This is a genomic window from Carboxydothermus pertinax (genome assembly GCF_001950255.1).
Taxonomy (GTDB): Bacteria; Bacillota; Z-2901; order Carboxydothermales; family Carboxydothermaceae; genus Carboxydothermus; species Carboxydothermus pertinax.
Map to the genome: position 1 here is coordinate 1 of NZ_BDJK01000006.1, position 17,585 is coordinate 17,585.

Here is a 17,585-nt window from a genome sequence, read left to right on the forward strand (position 1 = left end):
ACCCATATTGGAGTACTAAAAGTCCTCGAAAGAGAAGGGCTAAAACCTTCTCTGGTTTCAGGCACCAGCGCTGGTGGGATAATTGCCCTTTTATATGGAGCTGGATTATCTCCCAGAGATATGGAGGAACTTGCTGTTAAAATAAAACCCAAAGACCTTTATAATTGTTTATTTACCGTTGGAGTGGGCATTTCGATCATAAGTTATAATTTATTAAAGCTTCTTGGGTATAAAAAAAATATGTTAAAATTTCCTCTGGGAGTTTTTAAACCTGCTGGACTTTTGAAAAAAGTTTTGGAAATATTAGGTCCTATGTCTATGAAACAATTGAAAGAAGAAATTGCAATTATCAGTGTGGACCTTTATTCCGGAAAAAGAATAGTTTTTGGTAATTATCAGCGGGAATTATTGCGGGGGGTTAATGATTATATTCCTGTCCAGGATGCAGCGGTACTTACTGCCCTGGAAGCAACTTCGGCAGTTCCGGGAATTTTTACCCCGGTAAAGTTTAATAAATACTTATTGGCCGATGGTGGCATTGTGGAAAATGTACCGGTAAGGATTTTAGCAAATTTAGGCTACGAAAAAATTATTGGAGTAGCCTTGACAAAACCGGAGGGAAATAAGTACCATATTAAAAACATTGTTGATGTCCTGGGAAGTTCAATGGAGATCATTATGAACTCCAATACTGAAAAAGATGTGGAGCAATTTGCTAAGCTGGTATTAAGACCCCAAGTTTCTGGTATGGGCTGGAATGATTTTGATTTAATACCCTGGGCCATTCGCCGAGGAGAAGAAGAGGCTTATAATAGTCTTGCCAAAATCGCTGAAATTGTCTCTTAGAAAAGAGGTTTTAAATGAAGTTTGATTTTACTCCAATTCCTGCGGTTTTTAACCAAAAATTAAACCGCTTTGTCGGGGAAGTGTTCTTAGAAGGTAAAAAAATCTTAGTGCATATCCCCAATTCCGGACGTCTTCAAGAAATTTTAACCAGTGGCCGGGAAGTTTATTTAAGGGAAGGAAAAACTTCAGGACGAAAATACCAGTATGACCTTGTCTTGGCTAAGATGCCCGATTCCCTGGTTTTAGTAGATAGCCTTCTTCCCAATAAGATCGCCAAAAACCTGTTGGAGGAAGGCATCATCAAACCTTTTGGGCAAAAGATTGACCGGGTAGTGGCGGAGCAAAGGAAGGGGCAATCCCGCTTTGATTTTAAAGTTCAGATAGAGAACACAACCGGTTTTATTGAAGTAAAGTCAGTTACCTTAGTAGAAGGGAAGGATGCTTTGTTTCCGGATGCTCCAACTATTCGAGGTGTTAAACATTTGGAGGAATTAAAAGCTTTATCTTCCGAGCACCTCGCGGCGGTGATTTTTTTAATTTGCCGGGATGATGCAGTGGTCTTTAAACCTAATTATAAATGTGACCCCCGGTTTGCTTTGGCGTTAAAGAAAGCGGCGGTTGCTGGAGTTAAGGTAAAAGCTTACCGCTTAAAAATAAGTTTTGAGGGAGTTTACCTTGACCGGGAAATGGAGGTAGTCTTATAAGTAATAAAAAAATCCTTGGGGTAAGCCTTGGAAGCTCACGCCGAGATTTTACTTTTACTTTGAAAGTAAATAGTACTACTTTTTTTATTAAAAGAATTGGTACTGACGGGGATATAGCCCGGGCAATTAAGTTATTAAAGGATGAGGAGTATGATGTAGCGGGAATTGGAGGAATAAATTTTTATTATCATTTAGGAAAGAAAAAGTATCCGCTCGTAGATGGACAAAAAATAAAAAAGGAAATTTTACGGCCCATAGCGGATGGGGGTTTTATTAAACCTGTACTAGATTTAAGGGCAGTAAATCTTACCCAAAAACTTAACTTATTTCCCCCAAATTTTACTGCTCTTCTTACCTCTTATTTGGACAGGCCCTGGCTATATGAGGGATTAATTAATGCTGGTGCTCAAAAAGTTTTCATAGGTGATGCTGCTTTTGCCTTAAAGCTACCACTTTTTTTTTCCCGACAAAAACTTTTTACTTTAGCAGGAATTTTAACCTTACCGTTATTGAGAAGAATACCAATTAAATTTCTTTATCCTTTAGGAGTAAAGCAAGAAAAAAATATCCCACGCTATTCTAAAATTTTTGCCCGGTGTCAGGTGGTGGCGGGAGATTTTCATTTCCTGCGACGCTATTGTCCGGATTTAACAGGAAAAGTGATTATCACTACTACCTTAAGGGAAGAGGATATACTTTTCTTAAAAGGTAAAGGGGCTTTTGGGGTGGTAGGCTCTGGTGGAGATTTTCGGGGAATAAGCCCGGGTGCTAATCTTTTAGAAGCACTGGCTTGTGCTTATTTTATGAAAAATCCCGGGGAAATTACCAAAGAGGAGTATGCAAACTTTTTAGAAGCTATTTCCTATAAACCACTGGTTCAAATATTTTCGAAATAAAAAAAGTAATTGATGAGGAGGCAAGGACGATGAAGGAAATTTTAAAAACAGGGATTGGGAGCATGCCACTGGTAGATGTTAAAAAAAATTTAGAAATTATCAAAAAAGCTTTACCCCAAATACCCCATTGGCCCCAGATGCCCCAAAGGGGTATAGCGGAGCATTTTGTCTTCCAGTTTTTACGGCCGTTAACGGAAGTGGGGTTACTGCAAGTAGAGGGAAATAAAGGAATTTTTAAAAAAGATGAAACCTTTCCCGAAAAATTAACTTTCTTTTATGAAAAGTATTTTGAAGCTCTTGAAAAAAGGGATTATGCTTTTTTTGCCATGCCCCGGGAAAGTGGGGAAGGGCTTTATTACTTGGTAGAAAAATTTAATGAATCTTTTTCTGCTGCTCTTGCAGTAAAAGGACAGATGGCTGGACCTCTAAGCATCTTACTTACCCTTACCGATGAAAATAAGATTCCAGCCTTTTACGACCCTGAGATTCGGGAAGCGGTGGTTAAAACCTTAGTTATGTCTGCCCGCTGGCAGGTAAACTTTTTAAAAACTACCGGGCGTATGGTTTATTTGTTTGTTGATGACCCAGCCATTGCCAATTATGGGAGTTTTACTCATCTTACTTTAAAACGGGAAGAGGTCGTGGGAGTACTAAAGGAAATCATCGCTGCTATTTTAGAAGAGGGAGGAGTACCGGGAGTACACTCTTGCGCAGGCATCGATTGGTCAATTGTAACTGAAGCAGGGGCTAAAGTTATTTCGGTGGATGCGGCTAACTACTTAGATTCCCTCTTTCCGTATAAGGAAGAAGTTAAGAGTTTACTAAGCGCCGGAGGAATTTTAGCTTTAGGGATTATTCCTACCGGCCCGGAAATTGAAAATTATAGTTTAGAAGACCTTTACGCTGATTTTGAGAAAAAAGTTAATTTATTAAGGGAAATGGGTGTAGTTACCAATGACTCTATGCTTATGCTAACTCCTGCTTGTGGTACCGGCCTTTTACCTCCGGAGCAAGCGGAGAAAATTTATAGTCTTTTACGGGATTTTAGAAAGGAAGTTACCCATGATTGATTTACATGTTCACTCGGTATATTCTGGCCATGGGGAAGGAGAGTTTGAAGATTATTTACAAAAAGCCCAAGAAAAGGGAATTAGGGAATTGGGATTTAGTGAACATTTTCCCATGGCCTTATATGGAAAAGATTTTCCAGGATATTCTATGGATGTTATTAATTGGCCTCATTACTTAACGAGGCTTGATAGATTAAAAGAAACCTATCCTTTTTTAAAAATTGGGCTTGAAGTGGATTATTTTCCTGAATGTGAAGCAGAGCTCAAAAAAGTTTTGAGGGGTTTACCGGTAGATTATCTAATTGGCTCGGTTCACTTTATAGACAACTGGCCTTTTGACTCTCCCACTGAAATCGCAAACTACCGAGGTATGGATCTAAAAGAGCTGACAGCGAAATATTTTTCTTTAGTAAAAAAAGTAGTTAGAGCGGGAATTTTTAATATTATAGGCCACTTGGATTTAATAAAAAAATTTGGCCTAATTAACTTTGAGCTTATTGAGCCCCATATTAAAGAGGTTCTCCTGGAATTAAAAAATTCCGGGATGGTTATGGAAATAAACACCGCTGGTTTTCGGTATCCGGCCAAGGAGCAATATCCAAGTAAAATTATCATTGAGGAAGCGGTAAGGGAAAAAATCCCTCTTACTACCGGCTCCGACGCCCATAAGCCGGAGCATCTTGCCTACAAATTTCCGGAAATTTACCAGATGTTAGAGGAAATTGGTGTAAAAAACCTTACAATTTTTGAAAACCGAAAAGCCCGGGAAATTCCTTTAAGCCGCCCGTAAATTGGGCGGTTTTTTTGTGATTTAAAACACAGAAATTTTGTATTTCGTGATTTAAACTACAATTTAAAGGGGGAGTGCCAGAAATCAATGGGGATAAGAAAAGAAAAACTAAGAAAAAGGAAGTTTTTTAAGCATTGGTGTGATTACTTTTTTAGCGTACACTTATAATTTACCGTTACTCTTGCCATCGCTGGGAGCTTCGGCGGTAATCCTTTTTGGCGCCTGGGAAAGTCCCTTTGCCAGACCTAAAAGCGTTTTGGGAGGGCATATAATTTCGGCTACTGTTGGTGTGCTTATTGCCCATTTAGCAGGTAGTACCTGGTGGAGTATTGCTTTGGGAGTTACTTTGGCAATTGGGGCTATGATTCATTTTAAGTCCTTGCATCCTCCGGGAGGCGCTACGGCTTTTATGGCTGTTTATAACAACCCTAATTGGGAATTTATCTTAACTCCGGTAGCAATTGGCGCAATTTTATTACTTTTAATAGCGGCTTTAGTAAAAAAACTTGAAGTTAAGAGTGGTAAAAAGTTTTTTCAAAAAAGCCTTCTTCCGTGTAAGAAATTTGTAAGAAATTAAGGGTACAATGAAAAAAATTATTAGAATGTTAAAACGAGGTGGTTTAGGTGAAGTACAAAGTAAAGCTTACCCGGCGTCAGTTTTTAAAAGGTACGGCTGCAGCCGGTGCTCTTTTGGGTGTCGGAGGCGGAAGGGTTTTGGTAAAAAAGGCTTTGGCCAATAGCCCTGCCCGGGAAGTAAAATTCATTCGTACTACTTGTTCGCCCAATTGCACCAGTGCTTGTGGTATTAAAGCAATGGTGGTGGATGGACAAATTAAAGCATTATTTCCCACCAACGATTATCCAGACCCGGAATACAATCCCAGAGGGTGTTTACGGGGGATTTCGTTCATTAATTTAATATATGGCCCTGACCGGCTAAAAGGTCCCAGAATTAAAGAAGGAGGCAGGGGATTAAAAGGAAAATTTAGAGATGTTTCCTGGGAGGAAGCCCTTGATTACACTGCTCAAAGACTTAAGGAAATTGCGGAAAAGTACGGTCCTGAATCAATAGGTGTTAGCTTTCAAGTAGGGGGTACTGGCTACGTCCACAAAGGAGCCATGGTAGCACTGGCAACGCTTGCAGGCTGGACCTTGCACCATGCTTATGACTTAAATGGGGATTTACCGATGTTCTGGCCTCAAACTTTCGGTGTCCAGACCGAAGAGTTAGAGCCTTTAGAGTGGACTAATTCTCGTTATACCGCTATATTAGGTTCCAACGTTATGGTGACCAGGCTGATTGACTCGGATTTACTCTTGGAGTCGAAAAAACGGGGCGGAAAAGTAGTGGTATTTGACCCCAACTACTCGCCAACGGCAGCTAAAGCCGATGAATTTTACCGGATAAAAGTATCAAGCGATGCAGCCTTAGCTTTAGGTATTGCTCGGATAATCATTGAAGAACGACTTTTTGATGAACAGTTTGTTAAAACTTATACCGACTTACCGCTCTTAGTACGTCTGGATAACGGAAAACGCTTAAAGGCAGCGGAAGTAGCTGGACTTGACCTGCCAACCAATGTGCCTCCTTACCGGGAAGTTTTTGTAGCCTACAACGGCAAGTTTTTAGCGGTAAATCCGGAAAAACTGGAAATGCCCTTAGATGTAGCGCTGGAGGGAGAATATACCGTTAACTTAAAAAATGGTCAGACTGTCAAGGTAAAGCCCGTATTTCAGCTTTTAAAAGAAAGCCTCAAAGTTTATACGCCGGAATTTGTAGAGCGGGAAACCGGCGTAAAGGCAGAGGATATAGTAAAAATAGCCCGGGAAATGGCAACCATTAAACCGCTACACATTATTTATGGTGCGAGCAATTACCAGTGGTACCACGGCGATTTAAAAGGCCGGGCTTTAGCGTTAATTGTGGTGCTTACCGGTAATCTCGGAAAACCGGGAGCTGGGATTTCCACCTATGCCGGACAGTACCGGGTACGGCTTAAAGTAAATAAATGGTGGTTCCCGGAAGGGAAAAAGGCGAAATGGTATCCCTGGCTTTATATATTGCACGGGCCTACGGAAAATATGGTAGCACCCAGACCCAAAAATGGAATTAAGGCTTTAATCTTTGGCTGGCATAACCCCTTTGACCAGCACAACATGGCCAATCGCCTGCGGGAAATGGTGGAAAAGGGTGAGTTAGAGTTCGTGGTGTCTATTGATTTTCAAAACTCCACCAGCTGTCAGTGGAGCGATGTGGTATTACCGGGTGTTACCTGGTATGAAAAAACCGAACTTACGGCAACGCCGGTGCACCCTTACCTTCAGCTTCAGCAACCGGCAATAGAACCACTATATAATTGTAAGCCGGAACTCTGGATTTTTAGAGAGTTGGCTAAAAGAATCAATCCGGAATTTGAAAAACACTTTTTCCCCGGCCTTGCTCCCGATAAAGCGGCGGAAAAGGCCATTGAACTAATGTTAGCCACCGGCGGTCCAATGGTAGAAGGTATTACCTTGGAGCAACTAAAAAAAGGTCCGGTGCGGTTAAAGCTTGGCACTCCGGGAAATCGGCAAATAATGTTTTACGAACAAATTGTGGAGAAAAAACCTTTTCCACCGGAAAGTCTGCCAACACCCATTGAAAAAACAGCCCAATTTGTTAAAAGCGGGCGGATTGAGTTTTATAAGGAGGAAGATATTTTCTTAAAACTTGGCGAACAGCTACCGGTCTATAAGCCGCCCTTTGAAGAAAGCGAATATGCTTTGGATCCAAGTAGCAAAGGTAAATACCAATTTGCCTTTATCACTAGGAACTCGCTGTATCGGGTTCACTCTACCCATTCCAATAATATTTGGATGGAGGAACTACACAATAACAAGCCCAAGGTTTTTCTAAACCCAAAAGATGCCGAAGCAAAAGGAATTAAAGAGGGAGATTTGGTGGAGGTCTATAATAATCGGGGTAAAGTTAAAGGGTATGCGGTTTTAGATCCGGGTATTGGCGAAAAAGTCATAGTGTTTGAGCAGGGTTGGTGGAGCCGGTATTTAAAGGAAACCTCCTACAACTCCTTAACCTATCCATTTATTAAACCGACTCACGAGGTGTATTTTGTACCCGGGGTATGGAGTCCCAATACGGCCTGGAATGAATGCCTGTGTGATGTGAGAAAGGCGGGTGAAATTTAATGCGCTACGGCATGGTTATAGACCTTGATAGATGCATTGGTTGCCGGACCTGTGCGGTAATTTGTAAAGAACATAATTCCCAGCCACCCGGAACCTGGTGGAACCGGGTGTTTACTCCGGGAAGTGAGGAACACCAAACGGCGGTAGAGAAAGACGGACACCTCCAGATGTATTTTTTACCGGTATCCTGCCAGATGTGTGAAAATGCACCCTGTGTGAAAGTATGCCCTGTAGGGGCTACTTATACCGACGACAAGGGACGGGTGCTGGTGGATTATGAACGGTGTATTGGCTGCCGTTACTGCATGACTGCCTGTCCCTATGGTGTTCGCCAGTTTAACTGGGAGGACCCGAAAAAGGCCAAGGAGCGGGTGGGATACATGAAAGGCTACAGCTATGGTTATCCTTTTGACCACCGGGACAAGGATGACCGACTGGTTTATACCCAAAACCGCCCTAAAGGGATAGTAGAAAAGTGCACCTTTTGCGTCCAGTATACCGATAAAGGGGAACTCCCGGCCTGTGTGCAGGCTTGTCCCGCAAAAGCTAGAATTTTTGGTGACCTAGATGACAAAGATTCGGAAATTAGTAAATTAGTGCATGAAAGACAGGTTGCACAGTTAAAAGAAAATTTGGGAACCAAGCCTAAAGTCTTTTATCTGGCACCAACCAAGGGAAAACGTTAAAAGGAGGCAGGAAAATGAAAAAGTTAAATCAATTATTATTGATTGGTGTCCTGCTTTTTCTTATTAGTATTACTGCCTGGGGCTATCAATTAAGTCAGGGCCTGGTAGTCACCAACTTACGTAACCCTTTTAGTTGGGGACTTTATATCGCTACCTTTGCTTTTTTTGTGGGTATAGCTGCCGGTGGTTTAATTGTGTCATCATCAATTTATCTTTTTGGTATCGAACAGTTAAAACCTTTCACACGGATTGCTTCCCTTTCGGCTTTTGCCAGTATTGTAGGCGCTGGTGCTATAATCTTACCCGATATTGGTCGACCGGAGCGAATTTATAACATGCTCGTACATCCTAATTTTCGCTCACCCCTGGTGTGGGATGTTATCGTAATTTCTTGTTACTTAATTCTAACCTTTTTAAGTGTCTATTTTCAGCTTTTGCCGGAATGGAAAAAGGAAAACCGGGGCTTTTTAAACGGTTGGACCAAAAATTTAAGTCAGGAACAGGTAGAAGCTATTTCCCGGCTTTGGTCTAAAAGGGTATCCTTAATTGGACTTCCCTTTGCAATTTTGATTCATACCGTTACTGCCCTTATCTTTGCGACGCAAGCTTCCCGGGATTGGTGGCATACTGCTGTGCTGCCGCCGGATTTTATCGCGGTGGCTACCGCTTCGGGTACAGCCCTGGTGATGCTTATCTCTTTATTAGTTGTAGGAAAAGAGCGGTTTGTGCAGTATAAGGGAGCGTTTAAAAGCTTTGCCTTTATTATTGCCGGTTCCTTAATTGTTCACTTTTTCTTCATGTATATTGATTTTTTAGTGCGCTGGTGGTGGGGAGTGCCTGAAGAGCTAAACCCTCTGGCGCTGGTATTTAAAAAGTATGGTTTAATTCACCTTTTAGAAGTAGCGTTACCTGCTTTTGTTATGATTTATTTCCTTACCAAAAAGGGCAGGGAGTCCTACAACGGCCTAATTACTGGAAGCATCCTTTTATTTATCGGGGTGTTTGCCCACCGTTTCCTTTTAATGCCAGCTTCGTATAATGTATTTCCGCTTAATTTCACCTTACCGGATACGGAGGCAGAAATGGTCAATTACCCAATTGCTATTGGGGTTTATAAGAAAGGGGCTGCGGTGTTTGCCAGCTTTTGGCATTACGCCCCTTCTCCGGTGGAAATAGCAGTAGCTCTTCTTCCTTTTGCCCTAGTAATTATCATCCTGACATTTATGATTAAAACTTATAAATTTTTACCCAATGCTAAATAATTTACCTTCCTCCCGAAAGCCGCCTGTAAAGAGGCGGCTATTTTTTTGGAAAAAATTTCTGTGCTAAAAATCACACTTTTTAGCAGGAATTTTTCCACCTTTGTAGAAAAGAATAGTGGAGTAAAGTGGTTTAAAGTGGTGTGTTTTTGGTTAAGGTGGGGAAGCCGATGTTTATGGGGGAGTATTCCCATACTGTGGATGCTAAAGGTAGAGTTTTTATTCCAGCACGCTTTCGGGAGGAGCTGGGAGAGAGATTTATTGTCACCAAAGGCTTGGACCATTGCCTTTTTGTTTTCCCCCAAAAAGAATGGAAGCTTATTGAGGAGAAGATAAAGGCGCTTCCCTTTACCAACCAAGATGCTCGGGCGTTTGTGCGGCTATTTTTTGCCGGGGCTGCTGAGTGTGAACAGGATAAACAAGGCCGGGTTTTACTTCCCAACCATTTAAGAGAATATGCCAAAATTGATAAAGAGGTAGTCATAGTTGGTGTTGGCACCCGGGTTGAAATCTGGAGCCAGGAACTTTGGATTAATTACTGCAACGGTGCTCAGGCAGCTTATGAAGAAATTGCCGAAAAAATGGTTAACTTTTTAATTTAGAGGGATTTAATATGGAGTTTTCCCATGTGCCGGTGTTGCTTTATGAAACAATTGACCTTTTAAAGATAAAAGATGGTGGCATCTATGTGGATGCTACTTTAGGCGGTGGCGGTCACAGCGAGGAAATCTTAAAGCGGGCCAATTGCCGGGTAATTGGTTTGGATCAAGATGATGATGCTTTAGCCTATGCTTTAAAGCGCTTAACTTCTTTTGGTGATAGATTTATTGCGCTAAAAGGTAATTTTCGGCAGATTAGAAAAGTAGTTTACCAACTGGGCATAGATGCTGTAGATGGAGTATTAATGGATCTGGGAGTTTCATCTTTTCAGCTTGATAATCCGGAAAAAGGATTTAGTTACAACCAAGATGGCCCCCTTGATATGCGCATGGACTCTAAAAACCCAAAGACGGCAGCAGATGTGGTAAACACTTATTCTGAAAAAGAGCTTATTAGTATTTTTTACGAATATGGGGAAGAAAGGTATGCCCCGCAAATTGCCCGGGCTATAGTTAAGCGCCGGGAGAAAAAACCTTTTACTACTACCTTAGAACTTGCTGAAGAGATAATCCGTGCTGTACCGGCCAAAGCCCGGCGGGAAAAACACCCTGCCAAAAGGGTTTTTCAGGCTCTTAGAATTGAAGTAAATGATGAACTTGGAAGTTTAGAAGAGGGTTTGGTGGGAGCGGTAGAACTCTTAAAGCCCGGAGGCCGGATTGTAGTAATAACCTTTCATTCCTTAGAGGATCGGTTAGTCAAAAAATTTTTCCGGCGAGAAGAAAACCCTTGCGTTTGTCCTAAGGATTTCCCGGTATGTGTTTGTGGTAAAAAGCCAAGGCTTAAAATTATTACCAAAAAACCTATAATTCCGGGTCCGCAGGAAGTTGAAAAAAATCGTAGGTCTCATAGTGCAAAGCTTAGAGCGGCAGAAAAACTATCTTTTGCATAAAATTAAAGGAGCGTGAATAAGTTGGTATTGGCAAAAGAAAAACCGGTAATTTTAGAACAACCAAAAACAAAGAAAAAGCCTAAAAAGGAATTTGTCCTTGGGTTAAAAGTGTGGGCAGTAGTTTCCCTGTTTCTCTTTTTGGCCGGAGTTTCTTTTGCCACGGTTTTTGCCTACCGGGCTTCTCTTGGTTATGAGATTAGTAAGCTTAAAAATGAAGTAAACGCCCTTAAGATACAAAATGATGCTTTAAAAATGGAAGTAGCTTCAATTGATAATAGCACTGAAATAGAAAAAATAGCTCTAGCCCGGGGAATGGAAAAGGCATCTGAAAATGTTATTTATGTTGCAATTGATTTACCCCAGGAAAAATCAGTGGCCAAACCTTCCAAGAATAAAGAGGAAAATCGTTTAATTGCCCTTCTTACCCGGGTATTTTGGCACTGATAAAGAGGCCGAAGGAGGCTTTTAATTTGCACAACTATAAGTCAATTTATAAAAAAAGAACCGGCGTGCTTTTCATATTCTTAGCTGTCTTTGCCTCTATTATTGTTGTGAGGCTTTTTTATTTACAAGTGATAAAAGCTGAAACCTTGAAAAGCGAAGCGCTAGCAGATCGGCAGAGTGAAATTATCCTTCCTCCCCAAAGGGGAAATATCCTGGATCGAAACGGAAACCTTTTGGCCCAATCTTTAAGTGTGGAGTCGTTAGTGGCAAATCCTAAACAGTTAATGAAATATTACTATGATGAAACAAAACAAACTTACAAAGAATCTGCCGAAGAACAGAAGAGCGGAATTAAAAAAAAACCTTTAGGATTGCTGCTAGAAAAACTAAGCCAAATTTTAAATTTAGATGAGAAATCTAAGAAAGATTTAAGAAAAAAGCTCTCCAATACAAAAACAAGTTATGTTTGGGTAAAAAGAAAGCTTTCCTATGATGAAGCCAAAGCATTAAAAAAATTATTAGCTGATACAAAAGATGAAGTTTATACCTTGGGTTTGGATTTAGTGGAAGAAAATAAGCGGTATTATGTTCATAATGATTTTGCTTCTCATCTTTTAGGGTATGTTGGTTATGACAACCAGGGTCTTGCAGGCCTTGAGCTTAGTTTGGATAAATATTTAAAAGGTATCCCCGGTCGCCTTGTAATCGAACGAGATGCCAGGGGGTTAGAGATTCCTGAAACTTCTTCCTTATATATTCCTGCCCAGCCTGGAAACAATGTGTATCTTACCATCGATGAAACAATCCAGTATTTTGTGGAAAGAGAATTAAATAATATCCAGAGCCAATTAAATCCTGCTTTAGCGATGATTATTGTAATGGACCCCAAAACCGGTGAAATTTTAGGGATGGGTTCCCGTCCTAGTTTTAATCCCAATGAATTTGCTAAATACCCGGCGAATGTTCGAGAAAAAAACTTTGCAATATGGTATAATTATGAGCCGGGTTCGACTTTTAAAATTATTACATCTGCTGCCGCATTAGAAGAAGGCGTAGTTCACCCCAATGACCGCTTTTATGATCCCGGTTATGTGGTGGTAAATGGCCATAAGATAAAAGACTGGAGCCAAACCCCTCACGGCGATCAGTCTTTTGCTGAGGTTATCCAAAATTCCTGTAACCCTGGTTTTGTAAAAGTGGGATTAGGCTTAGGGAAAGAGCGGTTTTATAAATATATAAGAAGCTTTGGCTTTGGGGAAAGAACAGGGATTGAACTTCCTGGAGAGCAAAAAGGTCTTGTTATACCTGAAAACAAAGTAACTAATCTTAACCTTGCCACAATTTCCATCGGGCAGTCGATAGCAGTAACGCCAATTCAGCTTATTCGGGCGGTTAGTGCTGTGGCTAATGGCGGTAAACTTGTCGAACCTCATGTGGTTAAAAAAATAGTTGACCAAAACGGCAATACGGTTCTAGAAAATAAACCTCATTATTTAAAACGGGTAATTTCTGAAGAAACTGCTAAAACTTTACGGGAGCTTTTAGAGCTGGTTGTTTTAAAAGGTACCGGCTCGAAAGCCTACATTAAGGGGTACCGGGTAGCCGGGAAAACCGGAACGGCTCAGGTAGTCTCTCCTAATGGCGGCTATGCCCCAGGAAAATATGTGGCTTCTTTTGTAGGTTTTGCCCCGGCCAACGATCCAAAGTTTGTTGCTTTAGTGGTAATTGTAGAACCAAGTTCCGGGTCTTACTATGGTGGACAAATTGCTGCTCCAGTATTTAAAAATTTAGGCGAGGATATTTTAAGATATATGGGGGTAAAGCCCCAGAAAGATCCGGAGCCGGCTAAAAATAATCAGGAAACAGAAATCCTGCCTAAAGATGTTCGGGTACCAGCTTTAGAAGGGCTTAGCCTCTGGGAAGCACAGAAAAAACTTATTGAGAGTGGCCTCATTTTTAACGTGGGAGGGCAGGGCCCAAAAGTTATAAAACAATCCCCAGAGCCAGGAGTTATGGTGCCCGAAGGTACAGAAATTACCTTAACCCTTGGTCAGGGAAAAGGATCTACTGATAAAATTGTGGTTCCTGAACTTACCGGTCTTACGTTTGATGAGGTTAGCGAAATTTTAAAACGATTAGGCCTTGGTTTTCGTTATATTGGTGCCGGGGTGGCGGTGGAACAGGATATAAGCCCCGGGACGGTGGTGCCGCCCGGGACTGTGGTTAAGGTTAAGTTTAAAAATTAAAACCACAGCCCCGCGGGGGCTCTTTGTTTAATAAAATAACAAAAAATGGAAAAAATAGTAAAAAAGGAAGGGACAGAGCGGTGAAACTGGCAAATTTTGTTGAAATATTAAAACAGGAAATAAAAAAAGAAGTAATAACTTTTAGCAACCTGGAAGTTACGGGAATTGAACATGACTCTAGGAAAGTTCAGCCTGGCTATATTTTTGTGGCAATTAGGGGTTATGCGGTAGATGGCCATGATTTTATTGCTGAAGTTGTGGCAAAACAACCGTCCTTAATTGTAGCCGAGGAAGAGCGCCCGGAAATAGAAAAAGTAAATTATCTTCTGGTAAAAGACAGCCGACGGGCTCTTGCTCTCTTGGCTCGGACTTTTTACGGTAATCCTACAGCAAAACTTGGGGTAATTGGGGTAACCGGTACTAATGGCAAAACCACCGTTACCCATTTAATTGTTTCCTTATTAGAAAGGCTTGGCTACAGGACAGGATTAATTGGAACGGTTTACAACCGCATTGGCGAAAAAATATTGCCGGTAACTAATACTACCCCCGATGCTTTAAGTCTGCAGCGGCTTTTGGCGGAAATGGTGGTTGATGGGGTGTCCTATGTTGCTATGGAAGTTTCTTCTCACGCCCTGGCTTTGCAAAGGGTTTGGGGAATTGAGTTTAAAACCGGGGTTTTTACCAATTTAACTCAGGATCATTTAGATTTTCATGAAACTATGGAAAACTATTTTAATGCAAAAAAAATGCTTTTTGAAATTTTAGCCGACCAAAAAACCTTTCCAGGAGTGATAAACTTAGATGACCCCTATGGACAGAGAATATTAAAAGAGGTATCTCACTCTTTTATTACTTATGGCATTAAAGAAAAAGCCGATGTTAGGGCTAAAAATATTAAACTTACCAATAATGGCACTACCTTTACCCTTTATCATCAACAGGGAGAATATCCGGTAAATCTAAAACTTCTAGGACTTTTTAACGTTTATAATACTTTAGCGGCTGTAGCTGCGCTCATGGCATTAGGCTTTCCTCTGGATTTAATAGTGCAAAACCTGCCCTTTTTAAATCCTGTACCGGGGAGATTTGAGTTAATTGACGAAGGACAGGAGTTTGCGGTAATTGTGGACTATGCCCATACTCCTGACGGCCTGGAAAATATCTTGCAATCGGTACGGGCTATAACCGCTGGAAGAGTAATTTCCGTTTTTGGTTGTGGTGGGGATAGGGATCGGACCAAACGGCCAAAAATGGGAGAAATTTCAGCAAAACTTGCGGATATTACCATCATTACCAGCGATAATCCTCGAACAGAAGATCCGGAAGCAATAATAAACGAAATAGAAAAGGGTGTTCTGGAAACTCCAAACCGGGTATACTTGAAAGAGGTTGATCGCAAAAAAGCAATTAAGACTGCCCTATTAATGGCCAAGCCGGGAGATACCGTGGTGATTGCCGGAAAAGGCCATGAAGATTACCAGATTATTGGGACAACCAAATATCCTTTTGATGACCGGGTAGTAGCCCGGGAAATACTGCGAGGCGAGCAGTGATGAAAAAACTCTTGGGAAGTATTATAGCTAAGGTTACTGGAGGGGTATTATTCGGTAACGACCGAATATTTACCCGGGTCAGTACTGACACTCGAACTATTGAGCCCGGTGCTTTATTCGTGGCGTTAATTGGGGAAAAAAGGGATGGGCATGAGTTTGTTTACGATGCAGTTGCCAAAGGTGCTGGAGGAGTTCTGGTAAATAGGCCTTTTGCCCAAGAGATTACCCAAATTGTGGTTAAAGATACTTTTCGGGCTTTACAGGATTTAGCTTTATATAATCGTAAGGAATTAGGCTTAAAAGTTATTGGCATAACCGGCAGTAATGGTAAAACCACAACTAAAGATATGGTACGAGCAGTTTTAAGGCAAAAGTACAGCGTTTTAGCTACAGAAAAAAACTTTAACAATGAATTAGGAGTTCCCTTAACTTTACTTAGCTTTGATGAAACTACTGAAATAGGCGTAGTAGAGATGGGTATGCGAGGGTCCGGGGAAATTGAAGCTCTTTGCCAAATTGCCCGGCCCGATATTGGTATCATTACCAATATTGGTGAAGCCCACATTGAGCTTCTAAAAAGCAGGAAAAATATTGCTCTGGCTAAAAGCGAACTTATAAAAAATTTGCCTCAAGATGGAGTTGCAATTATTAATGGAGACAGCCCACATCTCAAAGAAATAGTTTTTAAATATCCGGTAAAAAAATATTTCTTTGGACAAAAAAGCGGTGATTTATACATAAAAAAATTTATCCAGGGGGAACAGGGTCTTAAGTTTACCACCGGTGGTCTTATAGAAGAAGAATTTTTTCTTCCCCTTTATGGGGTCCATAATGCCGTAAATGCTTTAGCGGCAATTCTTACCGGCTTAAACTTTGGTCTAACCCCTTTAGTAATTAAAGAAGGACTTAAAAATGTCGAACTAACCGGAATGCGGTTGGAACTAAAAACCCTTGGAAATTTAACGATAATCAAAGATTACTATAACGCAAGTCCCACTTCCATGGAAGCGGCTTTAAACGTCTTAGTAAAAATTAGCAATAAAGGTAGGAAAATAGCGGTTTTAGGCGAGATGTATGAACTTGGCGACTACGAGACCCTGGGACACCGCCAGGTGGGAGAAGTAGCAGCTAGGCTTGGGGTGGATTATTTAGTAACGGTTGGACCCAAGGCGCGGGAAATAGCTAGAGGGGCTCAAGAACAGGGGATGCCAACTAAAAATACCCGCCACTTTGATTCAAAATTTGATGCGGCTAATTTTCTTATGACCTTTTTAAAACCGGAGGATGCTTTATTATTAAAAGCTTCCCGTGGTATGAAATTTGAAGAACTGTACGAAATAATAGAAAGAGGTTGGAAGAGCAATGGAAATAACTAAAGGCTTAGTTGCGCTGGTAATTTCTTTTGGAGTAACCTTGGGAGGAGGTTTATTTTTAATTCCCTGGCTGTTAAAGCTTAAAGTTGGTCAAACGGTGAGAATGGATGGCCCAAAACGCCACTTAAAGAAGTCTGGTACCCCTACGATGGGAGGAATTATTTTTCTTTTAGGTTTAACCGTCACCCTTATTATATTTCGGGCTTTTGATGCCAAAACAATGTTATTACTAGTCACCACCTTATTGTTTGGCCTGGTTGGTTTTTTAGATGATTTTATTAAGGTGGTATTAAGGCGACCTTTAGGCTTAAGAGCCCGGGAAAAACTTTTAGGACAGGTAATTTTTTCTTTACTTTTGGCCTTTGGTGCGGTAGCTTTTTTAGGACGGGGGACCGATTGGTACCTTCCCTTTAGCAGGGTGTTTTTTGAAGAACCCCGGTACCTTGAATTAGGAAATCTTTTCTTCTTTGCAGCTACTGTTTTTATTATGGTTGGTTCGGCCAATGCCGTAAATTTAACCGATGGTTTAGATGGATTGTGTTCAAGTGTTACCTTGATTGTCATGAGTTTTTTCGCTTTAGTTTCCCTAGCTTTAAAAGAACAAGGATTGTTCATCTTTTCTATGGCTTTAATTGGAGGACTATTTGGATTTTTAGTCTTTAACCGTCACCCGGCTAAAGTATTTATGGGTGATACCGGTTCACTAGCTTTAGGAGCAGCGGTGGCTGGTTTTGCAGTATTAACCCAAACTGAGCTTTTTCTACCCCTGGTAGGGATTATTTACGTAGTTGAAACGTTGTCAGTTATCATACAGGTTGCATCCTATCAATTAACCGGTAAAAGAATTTTTAAAATGAGTCCCCTGCATCACCACTTTGAATTGTCCGGCTGGTCCGAAAATAAAATAGTGCTTACCTTTACTTTAGTAACTTTAATAATGGTCTTTCTAAGTGGTTATGGACTTTAAAAATATAAAAGGA

At 41.0% G+C, this 17,585-nt stretch carries 15 protein-coding genes and 1 pseudogene; all 16 read left to right on the forward strand.

Annotated elements, in window-relative coordinates:
* The coding region (locus tag cpu_RS01400) for a patatin-like phospholipase family protein (RefSeq protein WP_075858211.1) at nt 1–846 on the forward strand (846 nt) is incomplete at its 5' end.
* A gap of 14 nt (nt 847–860) precedes the next feature.
* The gene (sfsA, locus tag cpu_RS01405; RefSeq protein ID WP_075858212.1) at nt 861–1,550 is read left to right on the forward strand and encodes a DNA/RNA nuclease SfsA; all 690 of its coding nucleotides are present in this window, start codon (nt 861–863) and stop codon (nt 1,548–1,550) included.
* Between the two features lie 11 nt (nt 1,551–1,561).
* Nucleotides 1,562–2,446 carry a DUF8754 domain-containing protein gene (locus cpu_RS01410; protein ID WP_501161791.1) on the forward strand — a complete coding sequence of 295 codons (885 nt, stop codon included), beginning with the start codon at nt 1,562–1,564 and terminating at the stop codon, nt 2,444–2,446.
* Between the two features lie 29 nt (nt 2,447–2,475).
* Nucleotides 2,476–3,516 carry a methionine synthase gene (locus tag cpu_RS01415; protein WP_075858214.1) on the forward strand — a complete coding sequence of 347 codons (1,041 nt, stop codon included), beginning with the start codon at nt 2,476–2,478 and terminating at the stop codon, nt 3,514–3,516.
* Nucleotides 3,509–4,306, forward strand: a complete 798-nt coding sequence (locus tag cpu_RS01420) for a histidinol-phosphatase (protein ID WP_075858215.1) — start codon at nt 3,509–3,511, stop codon at nt 4,304–4,306. Before cpu_RS01415 ends, cpu_RS01420 begins: the two co-directional genes overlap by 8 nt.
* Nucleotides 4,307–4,436: 130 nt before the next feature.
* Nucleotides 4,437–4,883, forward strand: a pseudogene (locus cpu_RS01425) (HPP family protein); the annotation flags it as partial.
* A 47-nt stretch (nt 4,884–4,930) separates the two neighbouring features.
* On the forward strand, nt 4,931–7,492 hold the full coding sequence (locus cpu_RS01430; RefSeq protein WP_075858217.1) for a molybdopterin-dependent oxidoreductase: 2,562 nt from the start codon (nt 4,931–4,933) through the stop codon (nt 7,490–7,492).
* Nucleotides 7,492–8,178, forward strand: coding sequence for a 4Fe-4S dicluster domain-containing protein (locus tag cpu_RS01435; protein WP_075858218.1), 687 nt, complete (start codon nt 7,492–7,494; stop codon nt 8,176–8,178). The genes cpu_RS01430 and cpu_RS01435 overlap by 1 nt, the downstream gene beginning before the upstream one ends.
* A 14-nt stretch (nt 8,179–8,192) precedes the next feature.
* Nucleotides 8,193–9,440, forward strand: a complete 1,248-nt coding sequence (gene nrfD / locus cpu_RS01440) for an NrfD/PsrC family molybdoenzyme membrane anchor subunit (protein ID WP_075858219.1) — start codon at nt 8,193–8,195, stop codon at nt 9,438–9,440.
* Nucleotides 9,441–9,607: 167 nt separating this feature from the next.
* Entirely contained in the window at nt 9,608–10,039 is a 432-nt protein-coding gene (gene mraZ, locus cpu_RS01445) for a division/cell wall cluster transcriptional repressor MraZ (RefSeq protein ID WP_075858220.1), read from the forward strand.
* Between the two features lie 11 nt (nt 10,040–10,050).
* Complete coding sequence (gene rsmH, locus cpu_RS01450) at nt 10,051–10,986, forward strand: 16S rRNA (cytosine(1402)-N(4))-methyltransferase RsmH (RefSeq protein ID WP_075858221.1); 936 nt, start codon at nt 10,051–10,053, stop codon at nt 10,984–10,986.
* A 21-nt stretch (nt 10,987–11,007) separates the two neighbouring features.
* A complete protein-coding gene (locus cpu_RS01455; protein WP_075858222.1) occupies nt 11,008–11,430 on the forward strand; it encodes an FtsB/FtsL family cell division protein in 423 nt (140 codons plus the stop codon).
* A gap of 26 nt (nt 11,431–11,456) precedes the next feature.
* Nucleotides 11,457–13,676, forward strand: coding sequence for a stage V sporulation protein D (locus tag cpu_RS01460; RefSeq protein WP_075858223.1), 2,220 nt, complete (start codon nt 11,457–11,459; stop codon nt 13,674–13,676).
* 80 nt (nt 13,677–13,756) lie between these two features.
* Entirely contained in the window at nt 13,757–15,232 is a 1,476-nt protein-coding gene (locus cpu_RS01465; RefSeq protein ID WP_077177136.1) for a UDP-N-acetylmuramoyl-L-alanyl-D-glutamate--2,6-diaminopimelate ligase, read from the forward strand.
* The gene (locus cpu_RS01470) at nt 15,232–16,608 is read left to right on the forward strand and encodes a UDP-N-acetylmuramoyl-tripeptide--D-alanyl-D-alanine ligase (RefSeq protein WP_075858224.1); all 1,377 of its coding nucleotides are present in this window, start codon (nt 15,232–15,234) and stop codon (nt 16,606–16,608) included. The genes cpu_RS01465 and cpu_RS01470 overlap by 1 nt, the downstream gene beginning before the upstream one ends.
* Nucleotides 16,595–17,572 carry a phospho-N-acetylmuramoyl-pentapeptide-transferase gene (mraY, locus tag cpu_RS01475; RefSeq protein WP_075858225.1) on the forward strand — a complete coding sequence of 326 codons (978 nt, stop codon included), beginning with the start codon at nt 16,595–16,597 and terminating at the stop codon, nt 17,570–17,572. Before cpu_RS01470 ends, mraY begins: the two co-directional genes overlap by 14 nt.
* The last annotated feature ends 13 nt before the right edge of the window (nt 17,573–17,585 follow it).